Source organism: Mariniflexile sp. HNIBRBA6329 (assembly GCF_043558645.1).
GTDB lineage: Bacteria > Bacteroidota > Bacteroidia > Flavobacteriales > Flavobacteriaceae > Mariniflexile.
This window is the reverse complement of sequence record NZ_JBIFXS010000010.1, coordinates 87,068-103,042: the sequence shown is the minus strand read 5'-3', so window position 1 is coordinate 103,042 and position 15,975 is coordinate 87,068. Positions and strand designations below refer to the sequence as shown.

Sequence of the window (15,975 nt, the reverse complement as noted above, 5' to 3'; positions counted from 1 at the left end):
TTATGATAAAAACATGCAACATACTAAAAACAACCATGCTGCTATTTCTGTTTTCTTTTAATATAAACCAATCATTCTCACAAGATTTCATAAGAACTAAATACAATTTCAATTCAGATTGGAAATTAAAAACGGGGGATTTGCAAAATGCAAAAACCATGAATTTTAATGATGAAACTTGGAAGCAAGTAACACTTCCCTTTGCTTACAATCAAAATGAAGCGTTTTTAAAAGATATTGAACACCTAACTACGGGCATTGTTTGGTACCGAAAAACATTCAAACTACCAGAAGGTATTTCAAACAAAAAAGTTTTTATTGAGTTTGAAGGTATTCGTCAAGGTGGTATTATTTATGTGAACGGACAAGAAGTTGGCCTGCATGAAAACGGTGTTATGGCATTTGGTTTAGATATTTCCAATTTGGTAAAACCTTTTCCATTTGAAAATGTTATCGCGCTTCGCATAGATAACGACTGGAAATATAAAGAGGTTGCAACAGGTGCTTCCTACCGCTGGAACAATAACAATTTCAACGCTAATTATGGTGGTATACCAAAAAACGTTTATCTGCATATTACCGATAAACTCTACCAAACCTTACCCCTGTACTCCAACCTAAAAACCACTGGCGTTTATGTGTATGCAAAAGATATTGATATTGAACACAAAACGGCATCAGTAAACATTGAAACCCAGGTAAAAAATGAATTCAATACTTCTAAAACAGTTGAATTAGAAATTGAAGTATATGATATAAACAACATCAAAATAGCCTCGTTTTCTGGAAATAAAACAACTATTTCTTCTGGAGAAACCAAACTATTAAAAGCAAATGCTCTAGTTAATAATTTGAACTTTTGGAGTTGGGGTTACGGCTATTTATATACTGTAAAATCCATTTTAAAGGTTGAAGGAAAGATTGTAGATGAAGTTAGCACCAAAACAGGTTTCCGTAAAACAGCATTTAGAAATGGTGAAGTGGTACTGAACGACCGCGTTATCCAAATAAAAGGCTACGCACAACGCACCAGTAACGAATGGCCCGCCATAGGCATGTCGGTGCCACCTTGGTTAAGTGATTTTAGCAATAAATTAATGGTTGAAAGCAACGGCAACTTGGTGCGCTGGATGCATGTAACGCCTTGGAAGCAAGATATAGAATCTTGTGACCGTGTTGGACTTATGCAAGCAATGCCCGCCGGAGATGCCGAAAAAGATTCACAAGGATTTAACTGGATGCAACGTGTAGCACTAATGCGTGATGCTATTATTTACAACCGAAACAACCCAAGTATTATTTTCTATGAATGTGGTAATGAAGTCATCAGTGAAGCCCACATGCACGAAATGAAAAGCCTAAGAAACACCTACGACCCATTTGGCGGACGAGCTATTGGCTCGCGTGAAATGCTAGATAGTCAAGAAGCAGAATATGGTGGCGAAATGCTATACATTAACAAAAGTGCCAGAAAACCCCTTTGGGCAACCGAGTATTCTAGAGATGAAGGCTTACGTAAATATTGGGATGAGTTTTCACCGCCTTATCATAAAGAAGGTGAAGGCCCATTGTACCGTGGTAATGATGCTTCAGATTATAATCATAACCAAGATGCCCATGCTATTGAAAATATAACCCGTTGGTACGATTATTATGTGGAACGCCCAGGGACTGGACATCGAGTGAGTTCTGGCGGTGTAAACATTGTGTTTTCAGATACCAATACGCATCACAGAGGCGAATCAAATTATAGAACAAGTGGTGAAGTAGACCCCATGCGTATTCCAAAAGACGGCTTTTATGCGCATCAAGTAATGTGGGATGGCTGGGTAGATATTGAAAATTACCGAAGCCATATTTTAGGACATTGGAATTATACCGATGCAATAACTAAAAACATGTACGTGGTATCTTCTGGCGATAAAGTGGAGCTTTTTGTAAATGGAACATCTAAAGGATTTGGCAAACAAAGCAAACAGTTTTTATTCACTTTTGAAAACATTACATGGGAAGCTGGAACTATAAAAGCAATAAGTTATGATGCCAACGGAAAAATAGTTAGTGAAGCCACAAAAACAACAGCAGGCTCTCCGTATGCCATTAAACTTACCCAGCATACTAGCCCAACAGGGTTTTTAGCCAATGGTGCTGATGTGGCGTTGGTTGATGTTGAAGTGGTTGATAAAAATGGCAATAGATGCCCTATTGATAATAGCCTCATTGAATTTTCTTTAAACGGACATGCAACTTGGTTAGGAGGTATTGCTCAAGGTCCAGATAATTATATCGGTTCTAAAAAACTTCCGGTTGAAAATGGCGTGAACAGAATCATGATTCAGTCGGGTTTAAAGGCAGGGGAAATTAGTATTTCAGCTAAATCAAATCATTTAAAATCTGCAAAAATCACTTTAGAAACACAGCCTTCTATTACTAAAAATGGACTTTCAACGCAGTTACCAAACCACAATTTACCCTCAAATTTAGAACGCGGACCAACTCCAGAAAAACCTTCTTACACCATAAAAAGACATCCTGTTTTTATAAGTCATGCTACTGCAAAATCTAATAACGATGCTGTTTATAATAGTTATGACGACAATGAACTAACCGAATGGACCAATGATGGCCGAATAAGCACAGGACAAATAACCTATGCTTTAACGAAACCATCGGTAGTAACCGAATGTGTGGTTAAACTTACCGGGTGGCGCACTAAAAGCTATCCTATTCGTATTTTAGCCGATGGTGAAGAAGTTTATAAAGGAAATACGTTGCAGAGTTTAGGATACATTACCATACCTTTAAAACCCGTTTTAGCAAAACAAATTACCATGGAGCTAATTGGCGATAATACCGAAAAGGACGCCTTCGATAAAATTGTAGAAGTAGACCCAACAAAAGAATTAGACTTATATAAAGACAAAAATGCCGCCAATGCCAAAGGGCAATTGCGCATTGTAGAAATTGAATTTTATGAAAAACAAGATGAAAAAAACAAGTAAAGTTTTAATTATAGGATTGATGGTTTTGGGATTAGTAAACAACGCATTTTCCCAAAACAAAGAACTTAAACTTTGGAAAAAAGTTCCTGGTGCTATTGAAAATGAAACCTATAAAGAAGAATTTAGATTAGATAACAACGGAAACCCAAATGCCATTAGAAAAGTTACAGAGCCTACACTTAAGGTTTTTTTAGCAAATAACAACAATTTAAAAAATACGGCAGTAATTGTTTGTCCCGGTGGTGGTTATTCGGTTTTATCGCATGATAAAGAAGGTGATAAAATTGCAGAATGGTTAAACTCTATAGGTATTTCTGCTTTTGTTTTGAAGTACAGGTTGCCAAGTGATATTATTATGGAAGACAAAACCATTGGTCCACTTCAAGATGCACAAGAAGCTGTTAGAACACTTAGAAGAAATGCCAAAGAATGGCATTTAGACCCAAATAAAATTGGTGTTATAGGCTTTTCAGCAGGTGGGCATCTCGCTTCAACCATATCAACGCATTATAATGATACCGTTTATGCTTCAGATGAAACGAGTGCGCGCCCCGATTTCTCCATGTTGATTTATCCTGTAGTTTCTATGGAAGATGGCATTACCCATAACGGTTCAAAAGTGAGTCTTTTAGGAAAAAACCCTTCCGAAGCATTCATTGAAAAATATTCAAACGAAAAACAGGTAAATAAAAATACCCCTCCAACCATTCTAATTCACGCTACCGATGATGGCGCTGTACCTGTTGAAAATAGCATCAACTATTACCTAGCTTTAAAAGAAAATAAAGTACCTGCCGAAATACACATTTATGAAAATGGCGGACATGGTTTTGGTTTGGGCAGATTCGGCACCCACCTTAATTGGCCAAAAGCTTGCGAAAACTGGCTGATAGCAAATAATTTCATTCCTGAAAAGGAAATCTATATGTTCTCTTATTTTAAAGGAAACGGTGAAGACGGTTTACATTTAGCTTTTAGTGAAGATGGTTACAAATGGAAAGCTCTTAAAAACGACACCTCTTTTTTAACGCCCGAAGTTGGTAAAGATAAATTAATGCGCGACCCATGTATTATTAAAGGTGGCGATGGCTTTTACCATATGGTATGGACAGTGAGCTGGACAGATAAAGGTATTGGTTACGCTTCTTCAAAAGACCTAATAAATTGGTCTAAGCAAGAATTCATCCCTGTTATGGAACATGAAAAAGGCACACGAAACACCTGGGCTCCAGAAATAACTTTTGATGAAACTTCAAAAGAATATATAATTTATTGGGCATCTACTATTATTGGCGCTTTTCCTGAAACACAATCTACAGAAGATAGTGGTTACAACCATAGAATGTATTACACGGTTACAAAAGATTTCAAAACGTTTAGCAAAACCAAATTATTATACGACCCTGGATTTAATGTGATTGATGCCACCATTCAAAAGCAAGACAACAAATATGTGATGTTCTTAAAAGATGAAACCAAAAATCCGGTACAGAAGAATTTAAAGATAGCTTATAGCGACCATCTTACTGGCCCATACACCAACGCCAGCGACCCCATTACAGGAAACTATTGGGCAGAAGGGCCAACAGCTATAAATATTAAAAATCAATGGATTGTGTATTTTGATAAGTATAGAGATCATAAATATGGGGCCATCCAATCCAACGATTTAAAAACTTGGGAAGATATCTCAGATAAAATTGAATTTCCAAAAGGTACTAGGCATGGTAGTGTTTTTAAGATTCCTGCTTCATTATTTCTTAAATTAAAAAATCAATAAGCTTTACATCTATTAAAAACGTATTTCATCCATATTCTAATAAATAACAGGTAAGTACAGGATGGTAAAAGTAAAATTCATTTGTATTTTTAGAAAGTGTAAAAATTACATTTATTAACTAATTAAAAACAACTTTACTAAATTATGAAAACAACTTTACTAAAAAACTTTTTAACCCTTTGTGTTTTGGTTTTCTCTGTGGGAGCTATAAATGCACAAATTTGGGTAGGCGGAACAAGTACTGACTTTTTAGATGCTTCTAACTGGAATGACGCGGTTTTACCAGATGCTTCTGATGATGTAATTATCGACCCTTCTTCCAACAATCCAATATTAAATGCATCTTTATCATCAGCTGGTAATGCAGATGATTTTGTTAGTCACTTAACTATAAGCCCTGATGGAGACTTAACCGTTGCTGCTAAACTATGGATTTGGTCTAGTGGTGGTAACTTTTTTGGAAGTGGCACATTAAATGTAGAGGATGGCGCTGACATTAATATTAGAAATCAAGGTCGCTTTGGCACTAGTGCTGGAAACCACCAAATAGTTAATGTCAATGGAGGTTTAGTTAACACCAAAAACCAATTGATAATAGGTGATGCTGGTGATTGTACTTTTAATATAAATGGTGGCACAGTAACTTCTACACTTAACGGAATTATTTTAGGAGGATACGCCGGTGTAGGTATATTGAACCTTAATGGTGGTGTTTTAAAAGTAAATGGTGGTTTCCCTATTGACGAACAACCGTCTCGTGCTGGAACAGGCTATATGACCATTGACAATGGAACTTTAGAATTAACAGGTGATCAAGTATCTTTTGTAGAAGGTTATGTTGCTGCTGGTAAAATAGTTGCAGCTCCAGGTAAAGAAATTGTAATTACTTATGATGCTTTTACAATTGATGTAACATATGTTACTGCTGTAGCTGCTACACCTAAAAATGTACTTTATTTAAACCAAATAGGTGTTGGCCAAGGTGCTGGCGCTTCAGCTCCAGGTGCAGATCCAGTTATAAGAATGTTACAAGGTGATGCTAACTTTAATGTAACATATATAGAATCTGACCAAACTGGAACACAAATTCCTGATCTTTCTGGCTTTGATTTAGTTATTGCTCAAGAAAGTTTTAGTTCAGGAGCTGCTGTTTTTAAACCAGGTGGGAAATTAGGTCTTAAAGATGTTACAATTCCTATTATTTACAACAAATCGTATGCGTTTAGAAATACAAGAGCTGTTACAGATGCAGATGCCTCTGTTCCTAATGGGCAAACTGAAGTTGATGTTACCGTAGATCCAACAAACCAATCAAATATATTGTTTAGAGGTATTAGTTTCGCAGGTGGCAATACAGTTCCAATTTTTGCTTCCGCTACCGCTAATGATGATGGTAGTGTTGGTGGAACAAAAGCAATTGATGCCGTAATTAATTTGGATATCACAGTTGGTGGCGGAAGTTTGGCAACAACTTCTATCACAACAGATCCTGCTACTTCTATGGTAATTAATTTCCTTCCTTCTGGAACTGGACTTGGTACATCTGGAACTGATGTTCTTACTGTAGATGCTGTTGCATTATCATTTAGCTATGGTGCTACAATTTTGGGAGATGGAACAAATGTTACTTCTGAAGCATTAACCATTTGGAGAAATGCGGCTTATATTTTAACAGGATTACCTGTTCCAAATTCATTATTTGTTAATCCAGATCTTGGAACTTTAAGTTTAGATAAAAATACTTCTACGGTTTCTACCGATGTTAGAGCTATTGGAAATAGAATTTATGTTTCTAATGTTAAATCTACTTCAGAAATCAACATTTACAGTATTACAGGTGCTTTAGTGAAATCATTTAAAACAAACGAAGACACTAACTTTAGCTTTCAATCTGGTCTTTATATAGCAACTATTAAAACATTTGAAGGTGCAAAATCTGTTAAATTATTAATGAAATAATATTTCATTAATAATAACAATTCATTTTAAAAAGGGTGTGTATTTTTAAAATACACACCCTTTTTTGCATAAAAAAATCAATATTAATATCATGACACCACAATTAAAAATCCCAAAATTACTATCGTGCTTTACCTTATTTGTGTTTTATGCTCCACATTTTCTTTACATGTCCAAACTGACAAAATAAATATAATACACTTTTTAGACAGCCTCTATTCTATATAAAATATTATAAACCTATTTTTCTAAATTTCCATTAACCAAACGCCAAATATTTAATTTATTATCGGCTTTAAGGGCATCGGGTAAAAAGGCATCTGGATAATCTTGAAAACAAACAGGGCGCACAAAACGCTTTATCGCATTAGTCCCCACAGAAGTAGATTGAGGTGCTGTAGTTGCTGGATACGGTCCACCGTGCACCATAGAATGGCAAACCTCAACACCCGTTGGATATCCATTAATTACAATGCGACCTACTTTTAATTCTAAAATATCAAAAAGGTCTTTATAGTCCTCAAAATCTTGATCCGTTCCATGAATGGTTGCTGTTAAATGGCCTTCTAGATTTCTAGCTGCTTCTAAAATTTCATTTTTTGAAGTGGCTTCTACCAACACACTTGATGGTCCAAAGTTTTCTTCTGATAAAGAATCATTTTTAATAAAATTCTCTATGGTCGTTTTAAATACTTTAGGAACAGCCACATTTGTAGACTCTGAAGCCAAGCCCGATGCTAATTCTTCAACATGTTCAATTGCTAAGGTATTTTGAACACCATTGTTAAACGCCTTTAATATGTTTGAGGTTAGCATGGTTGCAGATGGTGTATTCCTTATACCTTCAGACAATTTATTATAAAATGCATCTATACTGTCAGATTTCTGAATAAAAGATAATCCTGGGCTGGTACAAAATTGTCCAACACCTAATGTAATAGACCCAGCCATTCCTGAAGCAATGTTTTCCCAATTCTCCTTTAAAGCACGGGGTAAAATAAAAACTGGGTTTGTACTTCCCATTTCAGCAAACACAGGGATTGGCTCTGGTCTACTATTCGCATAATTGAATAAAGCCTTACCGCCTCTAAATGATCCTGTAAAACCAACTGCTTTAATTTCAGGATGTTTAACCAGTACTTCCCCTACTTCGTTCGAATTACTATGAAGCAAAGTAAAAGTCCCTTCTGGCATCCCTGTCTTTTTGGCTGCTACTATTATAGCATTAGCTACCATTTCTGAAGTTCCAGGATGTGCTGGATGTCCTTTAAAAACTACCGGGCATCCAGCAGCTAAAGCCGACGCCGTATCTCCACCAGCAACAGAAAAAGCTAACGGGAAATTACTAGCTCCAAATATAGCAACCGGACCTAAAGGCAAAAGCATGTGTCGAATATCTGATTTTGGGATGGGTGCTCGATCTGGAATAGCAGTATCAATTCTTGCATCGACCCAAGAACCTTCGCGAACAACTGTCGCAAATAATTTTAATTGGTTCATGGTTCTACCTCTTTCACCTTGAAGTCTACCTAGTGGCAATGCCGTTTCAAGATGACACCTTTCTAAAAGTGAATCACCTAGATTTAAAATTTCTTCTGCAATCTGATCTAGAAAATTAGCAATACTATCCTTTTCCTTCTTCCTGTAATTTCCAAAAGCTAGCACAGCCTTTTTAACAGCTTCATCTACTTGTTCTTTTGATGCATTTATAAATTCACCTTCTAGTTTTTCATTCGTTAAGGCATTTATTCCGTAAAAAACACTTTCTGTACTCATAAAATTCTATTTTATTAAGGTCGCTGCTTTATCTATTAATTTTTTAAGCGCTTCTACTTCATTATTATTTGGTATTGGCAATGGCGCGCGAACATCGCCTGCGCTTTTCCCTATTAATTTGGCTCCTGCTTTAATCAAACTAACAGCATAACCTTGTGAATTACTTCTTAATTTAACAAATGGAATAAAAAACTCTCTAATAATTAAATTAACAGTTTCTTTATCGCCTGCTCTTAAAGATTTGTAAAAATGATTAGCCATATCAGGAACAAAATTGAATACGGCTGATGAATATGTATTCACACCAATTGAAAGATATGCCTCAGAAATAATTTCGGCCGTAGGAACACCACCAATATAAATTAAACGGCTACCAACAGTTTTAATCGTTGTATTTAAGGCTTCCATGTTTCCCGTTCCATCTTTTAGGGCTATAAAATTAGGGCAAGCATCAGCCAACTTCTGAATATATTCCGCCGGAAGAATGCCATTGGCCCGATTATAATAAATGACTGGTAAATTTGTGCTCTGCATAATGGTTTTAGCATACTCATAAACACCTTCTTTAGCACATTCTGTAAGGTATGGTGGCATTAAAAGCAGAGCATCGATGCCAGCCTTTTCTGCAATGGCTGCAAATTCTATAGCTTCAGGAATACTTCGACCAATACTTGATATGGTAGGCACTCTACCTTTTACAGTTTCTGAAGTCACTTTTACTATACTTTTATATTCATCCTTAGACAAGGAGAAAAATTCACCTGTACCACCAGCTACAAATATTGATGACACTTGATGACTCATAAACCACTCTAATCTATCGGCAAATGTAACGCTATTAAATTGCCCTTTTTCATCCAGATCAGTTACTGGAAAAGATAATAAACCATCGCCTAATGCACTTTTTATAATTTCTAAACTTAATTTCATCTGTTTATATTTATTGTTTTTTAACTATCAAATGGAACATCCGTACAATCACTCTTTTATGAGACTAAATTGTAGCCATTCTTAATCATTTTTTTATGTTAATGGTCCAGGATTAAACAACACTAAATCGTTGTGCAACCCTAATTTATCACAAGCTACTTGTTTTTTCCCACTTGCCACATCTAATATCATATGAAACAATTCCCATCCCATTGCTTCAATTGTTTTTTCTCCTGTTGCTATTTTACCAGCATCAAAATCTATTAAATCAAACCATCGATTACTTAACTTAGTATTAGAACCAACTTTAATTACAGGCACCATGGCTAATCCATATGGGGTTCCACGACCTGTCATGAATAAATGCACATTCATCCCTGCTGCTAATTGTAAAGTTCCACAGGCAAAATCACTGGCAGGAGTGGCTGCAAAAGTTAAGCCCTTTTTTCTGATCTTCTCACCGGGGCTTAGTACATCAACTATTGGACTTGTACCTGATTTAGCTACCGAACCTAAAGATTTTTCTACTATAGTACTTAAGCCGCCTCGTTTATTACCTGGAGTTGTATTGGCACTTCTGTCTGCACTACCAAGAAATAAATAGTCATCATACCATTTCATCTCGTGCAAAAGCGCTTTAGCAACTACTGGATTAGCAGTTCTTGGAACTAATAAATGAATGGCATCTCTTACTTCTGTAACTTCAGAAAACATGACACTTCCACCAGCTCTTACAATTAAGTCGGCCGCAAAACCTGCTGCAGGATTGGCAGTCAAACCTGAAAAAGCATCACTCCCTCCACATTGCATACCTACTACCAAATCTGATGCTGGACATGTTTCTCTTTGACGTTTGTTTAATTTTTCTAGATGAACTTTGGCAGTTTTCAAAATACCTTCAACCATCTCGTTAAAGCCATGAAACGATTCGTCCTGCATATAGGTAATACTATCTCCTGAATCTTTATCTTCACTTATCAAACGTTCCGGACGCAATTTTTCACAGCCTAAACCAATGACCATAATTTCTCCTCCAAAATTTGGGTTTGTTGCAATATTTTGAATGGTTCTTATTGGAATAATAGCAGCCGGAGCATCAATCGCAACACCACATCCATAACTATGATTTAGGGCAACGACATCGTCTACATTTTTATAATGTGGAAGTAAGTCTTGTTTAATTTTTTTTACCACATACTCCGTTGTTCCTGCGACGCATTGCACACTAGTAGAGATACCTAAAACGTTTTTTGTTCCAACACTTCCATCGCTATTCTTGTAGCCTTGAAATGTATATCCTTCTAATGGTTCTATTTCAATATTTTTAGTTTTAGGCATAGAAATATATTCTAATTCAGGAGGATCAGGCAACAGTATATTGGTTTCGTTAACCCAAGAACCCTGTTTTAAATGTTTATCTGCGTATGCTATAACTTGTCCATATCTAATAATTTCTTCACCCTCATTTATATCTTGCAACGCTACTTTATGTCCATTTGGAACATATTCAAGAAGTGCAAAACCAGCATCTACTAATGTTCCTTTTTGCATCCCAAGTTCATTGGCTACAATACCAACATTATCATTTTCAGTAGTTTTAATTAATATATTTTTTATTGTTTCCATTTATATTAAAGGGAATAATTTTGAAAAAATCATAATGGAAAATAAGCCACCAAAAGCCATAACCATTAATAAAATTGAAAAATGACGAATGGTTTCCATTTCTTCCATACCACTCATTTTAGTAATAATCCAAAAAGCACTGTCGTTCATCCATGCAAATATTTTAGAACCACATCCAATCACCAATGCCAAATACACAGGATGGAATGCTAAACCTGCACTGGCCACACCACTCATAATACCAATAGTAGTAACCATAGCAATTGTGGCAGAGCCTTGTGCCGTTCTAACAGCTGCTGTTATAAAAAATGCCATGGGTAAAATGGCCATTTGATAATTTGATGACAGTTCCTGAATTCTGATACCAACGCCTGTTTGCTGTAACATTTGGCCAAAAACACCACCAGCCGAAGTTATTAAAATAATCATACCGGCACTTGTTAAGGCTTCGTACATATACTTTTTAAAACTATCTATGTCGCCAATTCTAGACCACATCAAATACATGGCAATGAGTGCTGAAATAAACAAAGCGATGTTTGGATCACCAACAACAGAAAATACGGCAATCAAACTTTCTTGCCATGTGCTCAAATGACTGTTTCCTTGAGACAGCATTTTTGAAAACGTATTTCCGGTTATCAAAATAATGGGCAACACTACAGGTAATAAAGATAACCATAATCTAGGTAAATCTTTTGTCTCCTTTTCTGAAATTTGTTGAAGTTCTTCGATACTAATATCTGGTGTACTGCGCATGGGTAAATCCCATTTTAAATTTGCCCAAACTGCATAACCATAGCCACATAACACCGTAACGATTCCTATTACTATACCACCAATCATCATAGTTCCTAAGTCAATATTCATAGTTTCAGCAACAAATAAAGGCCCTGGCGTTGGAGGTATTAAGGAATGCGCCATAACACCACCAGCTATTACAACCATTAAATAGAGGCTAAACTTTTTAGGATTTTTTATTCCCATTGATTTTATGACTGGTATCATAAGATAAAAAACCGTGTCAAAAAAAACGGGGATTGCTAATGTGAAACTACTAAATAGCAAGGCAATAGCGCTATTCTTTTTACCAAACAATGACAACAGACTTCTAACGATTCGTTCTGCGCCACCACTTCGCATTAATGACGTACCAATTACCGAAGCTAAGGCTATTAAAATTCCTATTTTACCACTTGTATTGCCGAATGCCTCTCCTAAACGTTTGCCAATTGACACTTTAGAAAACTCTAAGGCTTTTTCATTAGACATACCACTACTTACGGCAAAATTATAAATAAGATCTGGTGATGTTAAAAAGGCTGTTACTAAAGCTGCTAACAACAATGAAATGACAGCATGCATTCGTAATACGATAATGCAAAAAAGCACTACAGTTGTTCCTATTAAAATGATTAATATTGGATCCATGGCTATCTGTTTAATTCAAGAGCAGCCAAAATAAATGGACCCAATCCATGAGAATTATCGGTTAAAATAGGTTCACTCAAATAGTATTCATAAGAGCCATCTCTATAAGGATCTCCGCCTAAACCTGCGCTTTTACATATTTGGTTTAGATGAATCTCACCATCTTTATCAATTGTAACTAATTTATTAATTAAACCATCAAAACCTTTATTAGCAATAGCCTCAAATTTTGCAGGTAAATATCCTTTATTCGAACCTTTTGCAAAAGCGTAAACAAACATAGAAGAACCAGAAGCTTCCAGATAATTGCCTTCTCTATCTTGCATATTTGGCACTTGGTACCACAATCCAGATGTATCTTGAAAATGACTTGCCGCTTCTGCCAATTCATTTAAATAGCCTATGAGTTGTTGTCGTTTTTGATAATCTTCAGGCATATAATCTAAAACATCCACCAACGCCATCGCGTACCATCCTAAGGCTCTTAGCCAAATATTGGGTGCCGTACCTGTCTCTTTATTTGCCCAAGGCATTTGCTTGCTTTCATCCCAAGCGTGAAAATACAGACCCGTCTTTTTATCAAAAGCATGATCGTGTAACAACTCAAACTGATGCACTATGTCATCTAACTTTTCGCCGTTTTCAAATTCAACCGTGTACTGGGCATAAAACGGCTCGCCCATGTACAATCCATCCAACCACATCTGGTTGGGATATATCTTTTTGTGCCAAAAGCCTCCTGATTTGGTTCTTGGTTGGCCTTCTAACTGTTTTCTTAAGGTTTTAAGTGCCACTAAGTATTTCTCTTCTTGAGTTTTGTCATACAAATTAAAAAGCAACTTTCCTGAATTGATCAAATCTATATTGTAGCTGTCTAGTTCATATCCCTTAATAGTACCTGTACTATCAATCATGGTATCTACAAAACCTTTAATATAATTATAATATGTTTCATTTTTTGTGGCCTCATAAAGTCTCTCATAAGCCTTAAGTACCAATCCAACTTTATACTCCCATTTTGGAGCTTCAATATGATCGATATCCCAAGCTTCCGGATTACGTTTCATGATGGATAGAGCCATGCGTTCGGACCATTTTAATGTATCGGAAATCACAACTTGTTTTATATGGGTATCTAATACGCTACTTTGTTTCTTTTCTTGTTTACAACTTACCAATAAAGTTGTACCATAAATTACTATTAGATTCAAACATATAATTTTTATTAATCTCATAATTTAAATGTTTAAAATTCTCATTTATTTACTTATATAATAAATAACCCGCTCCATTTATGTAGCGGGTTATTTTTATTATTAATCAATATTTAAAAATCACAATTATTCCGATGCATGCCCGTAACCTTGTGTAAGCAACCCGTTTGAAGTACTTAGCACAACATATGCTATTGGCATAATATAACGTGGTGGTACGCCAGCAGCATAAGACCCATCTGGATATCCTAAGAAAAAGTTATCAGTGTATTCTGCTGCATTTTTTACTAGATTTATACCCCAATCAGATAATTGATAACCATCAGCTAAAAGTGCTAAACCTTCAGCACTTGCAGGATCAATATATCTAAACATACCACGTTGAGCTATGTGGTTGTTTTGCAATACTGGAGACAACGTTGCTAAATAATCTGCCCATCCGTTATTAGTCCCTCTCCATCCTGGTACTAAAACAGGGTATCTTGGATCTGATTCATTTAGACCTGCAGGCGTTTGATAGGTTAATAAATCTAAAGTAGGATCTACATCTTTAATTTTAACTTTTTTGGTAAAAATATAATTAGAAATTTGCACACCATTGGGGAAAGTATAATACCCATCAGCTGCTAAACCAGCAATCATAGCTCTCATATTGTCACGCATTTCTTGGATATGTTTTGGGAACGTTCCAAAAAGGATGGTATCCCAGCGTCTTTTTCCTTCACCGCCTGTTTCTAACTTAAGTTCTTGTTCGATACCATCTAATAAAGCTTGTCCAGACATTCCATCCACATAAGCATTAACTTTAGTCGCTTGATCTGCAGCAGAAAACGCACGTGCACGTACTTTTTTGAAATAGGTTTTAGCAGTTGCCTCATCACCTGTAGCAGCAGCAGCATAAGCAAGGTCTAACATGACTTCTCCCATACGCACTTGTTGCCAGTTTACACCAGATTGGCGTTGTCTTGGAATGTAAGGATCGGACATACGCGCTTCATCAAACTTATTAGTACAAAAGCCCCCTTTTTCACGGTTACCTCGAGCCCAGCTCATTAATATTTCACCCGCTTTACCGGTATTACCCGTAAAACAAGCCGTTACATCACGACGTTTGTCTGACGGATCGAAATCACCATAGACATAATAAGGATTTATACGACCTTGCCCATAGCATTTGTTTGGATGGTCGTTTGAACCAGCACCTCCTGAAGGACGCCCCCAAGAATACGGCCAATCTGAATTTTGAGTACGGGTGTATCCAGCTTCAAATAACGATTCTGGACTCACTTCTAAGTCCAACAAATATTGGAAGTTCCTTTGAAATGGATTATCGAATTTAGCACCTCTGCCATCTGTTTCAATTAAATGAGCAGTGCCTGAGTTGTTTACGGTTTTTAAAAAGTATTCCTTTGCCGTTTGCATATAACTTTGCCAATTGCTATTTCTAACATATTTAGCATTCCAAGTTGAATTTTCTTGTCCCCATTGGTCAAAACTAATGGATCCATAATCGAAATCTGTACGACGTAATTGATAGCCTGCAGCGTCAAAAGCTAATCTTCCTGTTAAATAATAGGCATACGTACCAGAAAAACGTTCTGCTGTTAAATTACCCCCTAATGGATACATTAATGGTGCTATTTTTTTAAGTGCAGCAATCTCTTTGTCATAAATTTTATCACGAACCGTATAACCTAACGTATCTGTTTGAGCTTGAGTTCTAACTGGGTAATCAAAATATGGCACATCACCAAAATAAGAGATTAATAATTTATAATTGGTTGCTCTATGACAAAGTGCCTCTCCATAAAGCTGTGTCCATGCATTAGGTGTTCCTGCGGCAACTGCGTCTTGAAACTCAGCTTTCCCTTCAACAGCTTCTATTATTGAATTCGCTTTATTAATGATTTGATACCCTTCATTCCAGGTATTAAGTGCATTACCATCATTAATATTATAAGGAACAGGAAAAAGTCCCATTGGTATATGACGTGATTGCGCCGAATACGGCTCAGGATGATGCTCTGAATCAGATCCTACTGACATGACATCGTAATATAAATTTTTATCAAGATCATGCCAAATATCATATAACCCCGCTAAAACCTTAGTAGCCTCTTCTGGAGAACCAAAGACGAAATCATTATCTACACTAGAAGGCGCTTGCACATCTAGAAAGTCTTTCTCACACGATATATTCATCAGAACACATGCTGTGAGCATAAAATAAAATATTTTTTTCATAATTTCTTTTTTT

At 36.2% G+C, this 15,975-nt stretch carries 9 protein-coding genes; 3 read left to right on the top strand and 6 right to left on the bottom strand.

Translation table 11 applies throughout. The features are described from left to right. Positions 1 to 2: 2 nt before the first annotated feature. The 3 genes from ACGK9U_RS11950 to ACGK9U_RS11940 all read left to right on the top strand — a co-directional run bounded on the left by ACGK9U_RS11950 (position 3) and on the right by ACGK9U_RS11940 (position 6,741). Positions 3 to 3,002, top strand: coding sequence for a sugar-binding domain-containing protein (locus ACGK9U_RS11950; protein WP_394466609.1), 3,000 nt, complete (start codon positions 3 to 5; stop codon positions 3,000 to 3,002). Then, positions 2,986 to 4,782, top strand: a complete 1,797-nt coding sequence (locus ACGK9U_RS11945) for an alpha/beta hydrolase fold domain-containing protein (protein ID WP_394466608.1) — start codon at positions 2,986 to 2,988, stop codon at positions 4,780 to 4,782. Before ACGK9U_RS11950 ends, ACGK9U_RS11945 begins: the two co-directional genes overlap by 17 nt. Positions 4,783 to 4,926: 144 nt before the next feature. Next, positions 4,927 to 6,741, top strand: a complete 1,815-nt coding sequence (locus tag ACGK9U_RS11940) for a T9SS type A sorting domain-containing protein (RefSeq protein ID WP_394466607.1) — start codon at positions 4,927 to 4,929, stop codon at positions 6,739 to 6,741. 240 nt (positions 6,742 to 6,981) lie between these two features. Here ACGK9U_RS11940 and ACGK9U_RS11935 read toward each other — a convergent pair whose 3' ends face one another. The 6 genes from ACGK9U_RS11935 to ACGK9U_RS11910 form a co-directional block, all read right to left on the bottom strand. Further along, a complete protein-coding gene (locus ACGK9U_RS11935) occupies positions 6,982 to 8,517 on the bottom strand; it encodes an aldehyde dehydrogenase (NADP(+)) (RefSeq protein WP_394466606.1) in 1,536 nt (511 codons plus the stop codon). Positions 8,518 to 8,523: 6 nt separating this feature from the next. Continuing rightward, entirely contained in the window at positions 8,524 to 9,447 is a 924-nt protein-coding gene (locus tag ACGK9U_RS11930) for a 5-dehydro-4-deoxyglucarate dehydratase (RefSeq protein ID WP_394466605.1), read from the bottom strand. Positions 9,448 to 9,540: 93 nt separating this feature from the next. Next, positions 9,541 to 11,073: a galactarate dehydratase gene (gene garD, locus ACGK9U_RS11925; RefSeq protein ID WP_394466604.1), complete on the bottom strand. Its 1,533-nt coding sequence runs from the start codon at positions 11,071 to 11,073 to the stop codon at positions 9,541 to 9,543. Next, a complete protein-coding gene (locus ACGK9U_RS11920) occupies positions 11,074 to 12,504 on the bottom strand; it encodes a GntP family permease (RefSeq protein WP_394466603.1) in 1,431 nt (476 codons plus the stop codon). 2 nt (positions 12,505 to 12,506) lie between these two features. Further along, entirely contained in the window at positions 12,507 to 13,739 is a 1,233-nt protein-coding gene (locus tag ACGK9U_RS11915) for a glycoside hydrolase family 105 protein (RefSeq protein ID WP_394466602.1), read from the bottom strand. A 105-nt stretch (positions 13,740 to 13,844) separates the two neighbouring features. Next, positions 13,845 to 15,962 carry a RagB/SusD family nutrient uptake outer membrane protein gene (locus ACGK9U_RS11910; protein WP_394466601.1) on the bottom strand — a complete coding sequence of 706 codons (2,118 nt, stop codon included), beginning with the start codon at positions 15,960 to 15,962 and terminating at the stop codon, positions 13,845 to 13,847. Positions 15,963 to 15,975 lie beyond the last annotated feature (13 nt).